The sequence below is a fragment of the Pseudomonas sp. ANT_H12B genome, from assembly GCF_008369325.1.
Taxonomy (GTDB): domain Bacteria; phylum Pseudomonadota; class Gammaproteobacteria; order Pseudomonadales; family Pseudomonadaceae; genus Aquipseudomonas.
The window spans coordinates 52,156-63,999 of the sequence record NZ_VOBI01000015.1 but is presented as its reverse complement, the minus strand read 5'-3'; the positions used below and the strand labels follow the sequence as shown (position 1 = coordinate 63,999).

The window sequence follows — 11,844 nt, the reverse complement described above, 5'->3', positions numbered from 1 at the left end:
GTAGCCGCCCCCTGCCATGGATGGCCGATGGCGGCGGGCCCACGGAGCAGGACCGGAGCGAGGGCACCCTGAGCCTAAGCGAAGGGCCGTACGTCAGGGGCGAAAGCGTTTGGTTACTTTGCGCTTTTCAAAGTGACCCGCCGTAAGGGCGGAACCAATAGCCGCCGTGACCGCAGCAACGGATATGTACCCCGAACGGACTTCAGCCCAAGGTGTACCCGTTATCAACCTTCCAATCCTGACCATAAACACCCCGGGCCCCCTGCGACAACTGAAAAACAATCACATTGGCCACCGCCGCAGCATCAAGAAAATGCCCCGGCAACAGACGCTTACCAAGCGTGTCGGCAACATCGCCAAGCTCCCCATCGCTCAACCCCAAGTGATCCCACATCGAGGTAGCCGTCGGCCCCGGAGAGACCAGATTAATGCGCACATCGTAACGCGCAAACTCCACCGCCAGCGTCCGCACCTGAGCCGCCAGCGCAGCCTTGCTGGCAATGCACGCAGCCAACCCCGGAAAGCTCGAACCGATCAGAAAACTCCCGACAAACACCACCGAGGCCGGGCTCGCCAAATTACCGCGCAACGCCGCCAGGGTATTCAACGCCCCGGCACCATTAACCGCCCACTGACGCTGGAAGGCCGCCATGTCCAGGCTATCAGCCATCTCTGCAATACCCGCGTTAGGCACCAGATAGTCCACCGGCCCCAGCGCCGCAGCGCACTCGGCCAGCTCGCGCAGGTCTTGTTGATTCGTAACGTCACCGACAAACCACTGCAATCGCTCGCCGTAGATCTGCTGCAGCGCCGGCAGTTCACCCGGGGTCCGTGACATCGCCAGCACCTTGACGCCGCGCGGCAACAGCGCGGCGCACAGTGCCAGGCCAATCCCTGAGCTGGCACCCGTAACCACCGCCAAACGATCCTGAAACTCGGTATTCATCATTTACTCCTGGGCATCGCGGATGCCAAGCACTGGGGACATAGCCAGCCCCTATCTTTGAGCAGGTGAAGAAATACCGACTTGACGGCGATCAGATTTTCTCGACGGCGTTAGTGTTGCTGCAACAGCGCAGGCGTGATCTCGCTGAAGCGCAGCAAGCGGCCACCACCCTGTTCTGCGGCAAGCTTTTCAGCCGCCTCGCGACTGGAGAAGGACGCCAGCACCACGCCCATGGCGCCTTTGAGTTGGGTGCCGACCACGTAAAACGCATCTTTGGCATCGATCAGGTGAGCGTCATCCGGCGCATTCCAAGGACTGCGGCCCATGTCGTGGACATACAGTTTTGCGTTGCCATGATGGTTTTCCGGCTGCAACCACCAACCGATCATTTCCGCCGTGGAACAAAACTTCTTGATCCCGGCCGGCTCGACCACTTCGCCCTTGGGCCCGGGGAATCCGTTGATGATCATCCCGCAGACATGGCATTCATCACTGGGATGAAAGGCTGCGGCAGCGTCGTTGTAGGTGGCTTGCGCGGGATTGTCACAGGCTGTCAGTAACAGACACATCATCAGGCCCGCCACCGCACGTACCGTCGTCAGATAAAAGGTGTTCATCGTCAACTGCTCCCAAAAAACCAAAGTGAAAATTCATGTCGCCCGGCGACGAAACAACAGCCAGGCCGAGCCCAATGGCGCTGCCACCCACAGCGACAGGCACAGCCAGAGCATCGAGCCCGGCATCGGCAAATCGCTGCCCAGTGTCAGCACACCCGCGGTACTGGCGCCAGGCTCAAAACCGGAGAGATTGATCAGGCGATAGATGTCAGCGGGATTGAGCAGCAACAACCAGGGCAACACTTTCGGGTTGAACTGCCCTTCGCTGAGCACCAACAGCGCCAGCAGTACCAGGTCGAACACCAGCACGAAGAAGAACCACACGCCCAACGCCAACCCAGCCGCTGTGGATTTCTCGGCCGACACACTGCTCAGCACATAGGCCAGCCCCAGAAAGCCCCAACCCAGCAACGTCGACGACGCCATGAACCGGCCAAAGGCCCAAAGCAGCAGGCTCAGTTCGACATCGTCCACCAGCACCGCGATGGCCAGCATGGCGCAGCCGAAACCGATCAGTGTCGCCAGCGCCAGGATCAACCCGTGGCCGACAAACTTGCCGAGCAGGATTTGCCCACGACCCAGGGGATAGGTCAGCAACAGCAGCAACGTGCCGCTCTCGTCCTCGCCAACAATGGCGTCATAGGCCAGCAGCAACGCAATCAGCGGCATCAAAAACGTGGCGAGGCTGGCCAGGCTGGCGATGGTGGCTGGCACCGAGGTAAAGCCCAACTGCCCGGAAGCCGCGGCGCCCAACCAGGCGATGCCGATGGCCAGCACCGCAAATAACAGGCTGATCGCCAACAGCCAGCGGTTGCGCAAACCGTCACTGAATTCCTTGCGAGCCATGTTCCAGATTGCGTTCATACGACCTCCGAAATCGACGCCGCACCGGCCCGGCCCATGTAAAAGCGGTAAATATCTTCCAGCGACGGCTGATGGATTTCCACGTCGGCCGGTTCGTCTTCATTGAGTAATTGGCGCAACAGCCCAAGCTTGCTGCCATTGAGCGCAGCCACTTCAAGCCCTTCTATGCCCCAGCGCTCGGTGACGTGCCCGGCGTTGTTCCAGCGTTGCTGCAAGGGCCCGGCGTGTTTGAGTCCGTTGGCGCGGATCAGCGTGGGCAACCCGGCTTCTTCGCGCAAACTGCGCAGACTGCCGAGCGCCAGCAGGCGGCCCTGGGTCAGAATCGCTGCGCGGTTGATATGCGCCTCGACACCCGGCAACACGTGAGAGCAGAGAATGATGCTGGTGCCCTGGCTGCGCAGCCGATCGAGCAACCGATATAGGTCCTGGGTCGCAATGGGATCGAGGCCGACGGTGGGCTCATCAAGCAGCAACAGACGCGGCTCGCCGAGCAGCGCTTGCGCCAGCCCCAGGCGCTGACGCATGCCTTTGGAGTAGGTCTTGACCCGTCGATGCGCCGCACCCGCCAGACCAACTTCCTCAAGCAGCACATTCACCTGAGCAAACGCTGCGCCTTTGAGTCGCGCGAAATGGCGCAAGGTTTCGAGACCGCTCAGCTGCGGGTAAAACGTCACGTTCTCCGGCAGGTAACCGAGCAGACGCCGCACATGGGGATCACTGGGTAAACGACCAAACACCCTGACCTGCCCTTCGCTGGGCTGGAGCAAACCAAGCACCAGTTTCATGCTGGTGGTCTTGCCCGCACCGTTGTGCCCGAACAAACCCAGCACCTCACCTTCCGCCAGGCTCAAGCTCAACTGATGCAACACCGTGGTGTGCCCATAGCGCTGGCTGACGCCTTCCATATCGATGACGTTCATGCGGTGGGCTCCTGGGTCAGGGGTTGAATGGGTGATTTCATCAGCGGATGGCTGTCCAGCACGCCCGGCGATTTCATCACCGGAAAGGCCCGTTGCACCCAGCGCAGCAACTCGATACCGGGGCTGTTCATCAACAGCCGCACCTGCGGGTACAGCCACAGCAGACGGTCGACGTTGTCGTTGGGTTCATAGGCGATATCGCCCAGGCCATCGCCGTTGCGATCCCAGCCCAGGTAATCACTCCAAAAATTGCCTCGGCCATCCGCCGACCACTCCTGCAAACGGGTGGCGACGTACTTGACCTGGCGTTGATTGCCGACAAAGGCGTTGTCGGCGATGCGGTTGTCTTCCGAACCTGCGGTCAGGTGAATGCCCACCGCGCTGTGCTCGAAGCGGTTGTGTTCGATGCTGTTAAACAGCGAGTTGTAAATGAACAGCGCCTTGCCCTCGGCGCCGCTGATCATGCTGTCGCCGGTCGAACCGTCGCGCACGTCAGTGACGACGTTGTCGCGCAAGGTTGAGTAGGTGATGTAGTTCATCAGGATCCCGTAGTTCTGATCCTGTTCGGAGCGATTGCCGATCACCGTGAGCTTGCGGCTTTGCATCAAGGCGTAGCCGGTGCGGGTGCGGCGGGTGGTGTTGCCGATCAGTTGGTTGTCGTTGGCGAACATGTAATGCACCCCGTAGCGCAGGTCTTCCAGGGTATTGCCCTGCATCAGGTTGCCGTTGGAGGTGTCGATGTAGATGCCGTCGCGGGTATCGCGCACGTGGTTGCCAATGACCTTCGCGCCGTGCACCGCATACAGGTGGATGCCGTTGCCGCGATCCTGGGAGCGCATCGACGGATCACCCTGAATGCGGTTGTCGATCAGGCTCACATCCTGAGTACCGTCGACCCAAATACCGAAACCCTTGCCTTGCAGGCGATTGCCTCTAATCACCGCACCATGGGCCTTTGGCTGAATGAACAACGCCGCGTTCATGGCCGTGAGGTCGTGGCCCCAGTCCAGAAACGTGCAGCCCTCGACCCCGACATCCGGTGCGCTGATGATCAAGCCGTTGCCCTGCCCCTCCCCCTGAAATACCGCGCCAGGTTCGCAGACAATCTGCATCGATTGATCGACGCTGAACGAGCCACGGTATTCACCGGCCGGCAGGTGCCAGCGTTGATCGGCGTCCACCGTCAACGGCAACGTGGTGATGGGTTGCACCGCCAGCGCGCTGCCGGACATCAGCAGGAGCGCAAGCGCAATGACCTTCACCGGGTTTCCCTTGCTATCAGTCATTGGCTCGCTCCTGTCGCTGGGCAATGGTCAGGCCTTCTCGACCAGCATGCGGCCGACCATTTCCATGTGCAGCGCATGGCAGAACCAGCTGCAGTAGTACCAATGCAGACCGGCCTTGTCGGCGATGAAGGTGATCGATGAGGTCTGCTGCGGGCTGATCTCCATGCTCACGCCATGGTTGGTCATCACGAAGCCGTGCGTCACGTCTTCAATCTGGTCGATGTTGGTGATGGTCACCGTGACCTCGTTCCCCTGTTTGACGGTGAACTCCGGCAGGCCGTAGGCCGGGGCCATCGAGGTCATGTAGACGCGGACTTTGTTGCCGTCGCGGATGACCTTGTTGTCGGTCTCCAGCTTGATCCCGTCCTTGGCGGCGATCGCCACGGTTTCGGCGAAAAACGGGTCGTTGCGATCCCAGATTTTCTTGGTCTTGATCTGGTCGCGCCGGGCCATGATGCAATCGTGGGGTTCGGCGAACGCCGGGCCGTCGTGCACCAATTTCATTTCCTCGCCGGAAATATCGATCAACTGATCGTTTTCCGGGTGCAACGGGCCGGTCGGCAAGAAGCGGTCTTTGGAGAACTTGCTCAGGACCATCAGCCATTTGCCGTCGGCTTCGCTGGTTTCGGTCAGCGACGCATGGTTGTGGCCCGGCTGGTACTGCACGTCGAGTTTCTGCTTGATGTAGTTGACCTTCTCGCCGGTGTAGGCGCGAACGGCTTCTTCGACATTCCACTTCACCACCTGGCTGTCGATAAACAGCGTGGTGTAGGCATTACCGCGCCCGTCATAAGTGGTGTGCAGCGGACCCAGACCCAGTTCCGGTTCGCCGACCACCGCGTCACGCGGGTCCTTTAGTTTGTCGTCGAACAGATCATCAAGCTTCGCGGTGGCGATGATCGTGCAGGTGGGCGAGAGTTTGCCAGCGGCAATGAAGTACTTGCCATCGGGCGTCATGTTGATCCCGTGGGGGTTCTTCGGCACCGGGATGTAACGCGTGAACGCGCTGTCCTTGCCGTCTTTTTTGCGTCCATCGACCACCGGGACTTTGGAGCCGTCCAGGGTAATGAACTTGCCCGCCTTGATCGCCGCTTCGATGCGCTGGATGTTGAACACCACCACCCAGTCACGCTCATTGCGCATCATGCCGCCCAGGTCGTAGGCCTTCTCCGAGTTGTAGCAGGTCGAAGCCGCGTACTTGCCGGTGTAGTCGGCGTCGGTGTTATCCAGGTTGCCGTCGACGATGACCTGGAAGGCCATCTCCATCTTCTCGGCATCAATGGCGTTGAACATCGTGTAGCTGTTCTTGTCTTGCAGGTCGAAGGTACTGCCGTCATTGGGGTGCGGAATGACGAACTCGGCATTGGCGAATACGTACTTGGTATGTGGCACTTTCTGCAGACGCAGCCCGTGAACCGCCTGCACATTGGGCACGGTGAGCATCTTGTCGCACTTCATGATGTCCAGACGGATACGCGCAACGCGGCTGTTGGCCTTGTCGTTGATGAACAGGTACTTGCCGTCGTACTTGCCGTCGGTCATGGACAAATGCGGGTGATGGCAGTCGCCATTCTGGAAATGCGCGCTGTCGCCCATGATCCGTTTGCTTTCGTTGGTCAAGCCCCAACCGGTGGCGGAATCGATGTTGAACACCGGAACACGCAACAACTCGCGCATCGACGGAATACCCATGATCCGCACTTCGCCCTGATGGCCGCCGCTCCAGAAACCGTAGTATTCGTCCAGCTCGCCCGGCCCGACGTGGGTTTTCGATTGCGCGTCCTTGGCCGCAGCCGCCCAGGTCTCACGGGTGAACACTGCGCCACCAAGGGCCGTGGCGCCGGCCAGTACCGCGCCGGTCACTGCACTGGTGCCAAGGAAACCGCGGCGGCTGAGGCCGGACGGTTCCGGCACTTCAGCTACTTTTTTGGATTCTGTGTCGTTCATGAGGTGTATTCCTTGAAGGGATAAAAACGGTCACTGCGTACGTACGCTCGCGGGGTTCATTCCAGAGCGGTTACTTCCACGACAGGGATCAGTTGCACAGCAGCAGGTGCCGATTTGCCGCGTTTTTTGCGCTTGTTGATCAGCGGCGGGCATTTGTGGTCGTTCTGGTAAGTCATCTGGCAATCGAGGCAGTAGTGGCACTCGTTGGCATTGATCCGGCCATCGGGATGAATCGCCTGGATCTCGCATTCCTTGGCGCACAATTGGCAGGGCGTGCCGCAGTCCTTGCGGCGTTTGAGCCAGTCGAACAGGCGAAATTTGCTCGGAATTGCCAGCGCCGCGCCCAGGGGGCAGATGTAGCGGCAATAGACTTTGCGCGTGAAGAGGTTGATGACCAGCAGCGCCACCGCGTAGAGCACGAACCACCACTGGCGATCGAACCTGAGGGTGATGGCGGTCTTGAACGGTTCCACTTCGGCGAACAGCTCGGCGGTGGACATCGACTCCAGGGAGATGCCAAAGAGCAGCAGCAAAATGATGTATTTGATCGCCCACAGCCGCTCATGCACCGCGAACGGCAGTTCGTACTGAGGGATTTTCAGTTTGCGTGCGGCCTCGTTGATCAACTCTTGCAAGGCACCGAACGGACACAGCCAGCCGCAGAACACGCCGCGGCCCCACAACAGAATGCTCGCTGCGGTGAAGACCCAGAGCATGAAGATCAGCGGGTCGGTGAGAAACAGCTCCCAGCGGAACTGATCGAACAGCGCATGGGCAAAGGTCAGGACATTGACCACCGACAGCTGCCCCAGCGCATACCAGCCGATAAACACCACGGTAAAGACCAGATAACCGCGACGCAGCCAGTGCAGAAAATGCGGCCGGCGGGTGAACTTGTCTTGCAGGAACAGGATGGCCGTCAGCAGCAGCAACGCAGCCCCGAGCACGCCGATCTGGAAGTGTTTCTGATACCAGATGGTCAACCACATCGGCCGACCGGCTTCCTCGATGGCGGCCAGTTCTTCGGCGCTGGGCAGTGGTCGCTCAAGGTAGGGCTCGGGCAATTGATAGGCCAGTTCGAAGCTGCTGAACGTGCCGCTGACCGGGCCGGTCTGGCGACGTACCAATAACTCCAGGGACCAGGGCGATCCCGGATCGAACTTCGCCGGTTCGCGCACAATGAAAATCGACATCTCAGTGAACTCGGGCATGCCTTTGGCGAACACATCCGAGAGCCGCTGGTGGTCCATGTCGCGAAAGCTGATGACGTTGCCGAACTGGCGCAACTGCACCCGATCGAAAATCCCGCCGCGCACATAACCCGAGCCTTTATAGGAAAATAGCCCGCGCCCCAGCACCGCGATGGCTTGCTCACCAGGCTTGAGGTCTTGCATGAGGAAACGATATTGGTTGTCGCCCAGCAGCGCGCGGCCGATGGTCGGCGGGTTCAAGTCGGCGGTGTACAGCTCGATAAAGGTCTCATCAACCTGATCGGCACTGGCGTTGTCGATGCCTTCGGCTTCGGTGCCTTTGAAGGCGACGTCAACCTGGCCACGGGTCAGGTTCAACCGGCGGATGGCGCCGTTGCCGGTCAGTTGCTCCCAAGTCGCGGGCTCGAAAAAGTCCAGCCGTACGGTGGCGGGCTTGCGTGCCACACCGGCCGTGTCTTCGATCAGCTTGAGCGATACGGCCACCTCATGGGCGGCGCGCATGATGACCTCGTTGACCACCATGGCGGTGACGGTTGCGCCGGCGATGGCATCGACGGTGACTGCATTCGGGTCACTGGAATGGCCGACGACGACCCGCTGGCTGACCTTGACGCCCTTGTACTTGGCGCTGAAGCCGTGAAGTTTTTCCTCAGGAATACCAATCAGCAGAATCGGCTCGTGGTGTTCCAGCACATAGGCATCCTGAATCATGCCGGCAGTGTCGAGGATCACCTGGGTGTTGATCGGTTTGCCTGAGTAGGCCGGAATATCCACCACGTCCAGGCTCTGGAACACATAACCGATGACCTTGCCGGCGGCGGACAGCGTGCGCACCTTGAACGGGCCTTCGGGGGCGGAAACGGAATCGGTCTGAGGGAAGGTTTTCTCGATGCGCTGCTGCTCGATGTCGCCGTACTGCTTGGCTTGCACCGCGTCGAAGGTGGCGAGCATCAGCGTCAGCATGACCACCAGCCCGACGCCCCAGGCGCGCAGGTTGCCGTGTATCGAAGGCTGATGGATTGTCATGGGCTCGCTGATTTCTAATGGGCTTGCGGTCATGTTAGGGCGCGTTGCCCCCCCTGCCCTTGATTGAAATCAAAGAAATCAGCCCGAAAGACAAACTCCAGGGTAATGCCGATCAGCCAAGCCACACGCAAACCTTGTAGCAGCAGGCTTCGCCAGTTGCTAAAGAGCGTGTTTTGCCTGCAATTTCTTGACTGATAGGCATTAGGCTTCCGGGTCTCAGACCGTGCGTGAAAACTGGCCTTTTTGTTCGCCACCCAGATAGGCGTCAAACGCCATCGCCGCACTGCGCATCATCAGATGCCCTTGGGGCAACAAGACCAGCTCACCTTCGTGAATCTGCAGCAGTCCATCGCGCACATGCTCGTCCAGTTGCGCGAGTGCATCGGCAAAATACTCGGTAAAGCAGATGCCATGAAGCGCCTCGAACTTGCCGAATTCGATCCGGCCATGGCACATCAGGTCACTGATCACCTCGCGGCGCAGCAGATCGTCGGCATTCAATCGGTAACCCCGATGCACCGGCAACAAGCCTTGATCGATACGGGCGTAGTACTGCGAAAGCGCTTTGACGCTCTGACTGTAGCTGTCACCGACCTTGCCGATCGAAGACACCCCGAGGCCGATCAAGTCGCAGTCGGCATGGGTGGAGTAACCCTGAAAATTGCGTTGCAGGGTGCCGTTGGTACGGGCCAGCGTCAGTTCATCCTCCGGCAAGGCAAAATGATCCATGCCGATGTAGACATAACCGGCCTCGGTCAGACGGCGGATGGTCAATTCGAGCAATTCCAGTTTGCGCTCCGGTGGCGGCATGTCGGCTGGACGGATCAGCCGTTGCGCGCGCACCAGTTCCGGCAAATGGGCATAGCTGTAGGCGGCAATCCGGTCCGGACGCAGCGCGATGATCTTGCCGAGGGTGACATCGAAACTCTTCACGGTTTGCAGTGGCAAGCCATAGATCAGGTCAACGCTGACCGACTTGAATTGCGCGTCTCGCGCCGCAGCGACCAGTGCATAGATCTGTTCTTCGCTTTGTTGCCGGTTGACCGCCGCTTGTACGTCGGGGTCGAAGTCCTGCACGCCGAAGCTCAGGCGATTGAACCCCAACTGGCGCAGCGACTGGATTTGCTCGGTGCTGATGGTGCGCGGGTCGACTTCGATGGAAAACTCATGATCGTCGCTGTCGTCCATGTCGAACGCCTGATGCAGGCAGTCCATCAGGTCTGCCAGCTGTTCGCTGGTCAAATAGGTCGGCGTACCCCCGCCCAAGTGCAGTTGCGTGAGTTTGCGTGTGCTGTCGAACAACGCAGCCTGCATCGCGATTTCACGCTTGAGGTACGTCAAGTACTCGACGGCGCGATGGGTTTTCTGGGTAATGATTTTGTTGCAGGCGCAGTAGTAACAAAGGCTTTTGCAAAACGGAATGTGGATATACACCGACAGAGGTTTCGGCGCGCTCGCCTGATTGCTGTCGCGGGCGGCACGCTGGTAGTCGTCAACAGCAAACGCTTGATGAAACTGCGGCGCCGTTGGGTAAGAGGTATAGCGCGGCCCTGGACGGTCGTACTTTTCGACCAGGGCGCGATTGAAATCGAAAGCAGGCTTCATGATTAATCAACTCGCAAGTGGGTTAATGCCTCGCGGCACCCAAATCCTTTTCAAACAGGTTGCAGATGGCATCCACTTGCGGCCGACCGGCAGGAAGGATGCTGATGAAACGGTCTGACAATTCAATCAACCCATCCCGACTCAATTGCTCCAGCAACGGCCAGGCGGCGGAGAAGTACTTTGGAAAAACCAGACCATAGCGCCTCTCGATAGCGCGGATATCCAGTTCCTGATCACAGGCCAGACGCTCCATGACCATTTGCCTGATCTGATCCCCCGCCTCGAAGCGCCAGCCTCGACACGTCGGCAGTTGCCGCATGTCCAGCTGCTGTTGATAGCGTTTAATCTCGTCGGTGTTTTGCGTGTACAAATCGTCGATCTGGCTGATCGCGCCCAAGCCGAACCCGACATGATCGCAATAGCCGTGACGGGAGAAACCCTCACAGCTACGGCGCAACCGGCCTCGCTCCTGGGCGACCGCCAAATCATCATCGGGCCGGACAAACTGCCCCAGACCGATGTAGTGATAACCCGCGCAAAGCAGTTGATCAAAGCAGATCTGGCGCATCGCGCCTTTATCGTCCTGGCCGCACAGCGCTCTGACTTTGTCACCGAGCACCGGCCGATAGCGCCGTGGTGGCCGGGCATAGTCGAACACCATGAGCCGGTCCGGCTCCAACTCGATAATGGTCGCCAGCTTAAGCGCAAAGCTGTCTGGCGTCTGCCAGGCATGGCCAAAGCCCAGATCAACGTTGATGGATCGAAAGCCAAAGGTGCGCGCAGCATCCATGAGCGACTGGATCGGCGCCGGGTTCTGGTAGCAGTCCTGCGACATATCGCAGTCGGCGTCGATATCCGGAACGCCGATGCTGACGTGGTTGAAACCCTGGTCGCGCAGCAACCTCATGGTCGACCAATCGGTGTGGTGAAGGTCTATCTCGACGCTGTAGTCGCCGCCTTCATGTTCAAGAAAGTTGAATCGGCCACGCAGATGACTCATCAGCCGCTCCAGATGGGCAGGCGTGGGTGTTCCGCCGCCCAGATGAAACTGCTCGACCCGTTGCGCTGCTCCCAGGTGACAACCGACGAGGTCGATTTCTCGCTCAAGGTGCTGAAGGTACTGCTCGATACCGTTGTGCTCGCCGGCGATATCGCGCGGGGCACAGGAAGACGGCTTGAGGCTGGAAGGCAGTTGCACGTTCAGGGACAGTGGACGGCACTTCTGGCGGCTGACGCGCAATGCACGAAGCAGGTCCAGAGAGCCAATACCGTCATGAAATTTTTGCGTGTCGGCATGACAGTTAGGGTCAAGCACGCCTTGATCGCACCGGGCGATCTCGCCTGGGTTGTGAAGTAAATCGAGCATGACGGTCTCCGAGACTGGCTGCGGACTTTCAGTCTCCGGGTTTAACCATCAATGCG

Annotated in this window: 9 protein-coding genes; all 9 read right to left on the bottom strand. The window is 59.5% G+C overall.

The features are described from left to right. Positions 1-202: 202 nt before the first annotated feature. The 9 genes from FQ185_RS21455 to FQ185_RS21415 all read right to left on the bottom strand — a co-directional run bounded on the left by FQ185_RS21455 (position 203) and on the right by FQ185_RS21415 (position 11,788). Positions 203-946, bottom strand: a complete 744-nt coding sequence (locus FQ185_RS21455) for an SDR family NAD(P)-dependent oxidoreductase (RefSeq protein ID WP_149419171.1) — start codon at positions 944-946, stop codon at positions 203-205. 110 nt (positions 947-1,056) lie between these two features. Then, positions 1,057-1,563, bottom strand: a complete 507-nt coding sequence (locus FQ185_RS21450) for a nitrous oxide reductase accessory protein NosL (protein WP_149419170.1) — start codon at positions 1,561-1,563, stop codon at positions 1,057-1,059. A 33-nt stretch (positions 1,564-1,596) separates the two neighbouring features. Further along, a complete protein-coding gene (locus tag FQ185_RS21445) occupies positions 1,597-2,427 on the bottom strand; it encodes an ABC transporter permease (protein ID WP_149419169.1) in 831 nt (276 codons plus the stop codon). Further along, entirely contained in the window at positions 2,424-3,347 is a 924-nt protein-coding gene (locus FQ185_RS21440) for an ABC transporter ATP-binding protein (protein WP_149419168.1), read from the bottom strand. The genes FQ185_RS21445 and FQ185_RS21440 overlap by 4 nt, the downstream gene beginning before the upstream one ends. Further along, positions 3,344-4,633, bottom strand: coding sequence for a nitrous oxide reductase family maturation protein NosD (locus tag FQ185_RS21435; RefSeq protein ID WP_149419167.1), 1,290 nt, complete (start codon positions 4,631-4,633; stop codon positions 3,344-3,346). Before FQ185_RS21435 ends, FQ185_RS21440 begins: the two co-directional genes overlap by 4 nt. A 27-nt stretch (positions 4,634-4,660) precedes the next feature. Then, positions 4,661-6,580 (bottom strand): TAT-dependent nitrous-oxide reductase, encoded by a 1,920-nt coding sequence (nosZ, locus tag FQ185_RS21430; protein WP_149419166.1) that lies wholly within the window; start codon positions 6,578-6,580, stop codon positions 4,661-4,663. A 56-nt stretch (positions 6,581-6,636) separates the two neighbouring features. Beyond that, positions 6,637-8,817 carry a transcriptional regulator NosR gene (nosR, locus tag FQ185_RS21425; RefSeq protein WP_178113573.1) on the bottom strand — a complete coding sequence of 727 codons (2,181 nt, stop codon included), beginning with the start codon at positions 8,815-8,817 and terminating at the stop codon, positions 6,637-6,639. A 216-nt stretch (positions 8,818-9,033) separates the two neighbouring features. Next, complete coding sequence (hemN, locus tag FQ185_RS21420; RefSeq protein WP_149419164.1) at positions 9,034-10,422, bottom strand: oxygen-independent coproporphyrinogen III oxidase; 1,389 nt, start codon at positions 10,420-10,422, stop codon at positions 9,034-9,036. 22 nt (positions 10,423-10,444) lie between these two features. Beyond that, positions 10,445-11,788 (bottom strand): coproporphyrinogen III oxidase, encoded by a 1,344-nt coding sequence (locus tag FQ185_RS21415; protein ID WP_149419163.1) that lies wholly within the window; start codon positions 11,786-11,788, stop codon positions 10,445-10,447. Positions 11,789-11,844 lie beyond the last annotated feature (56 nt).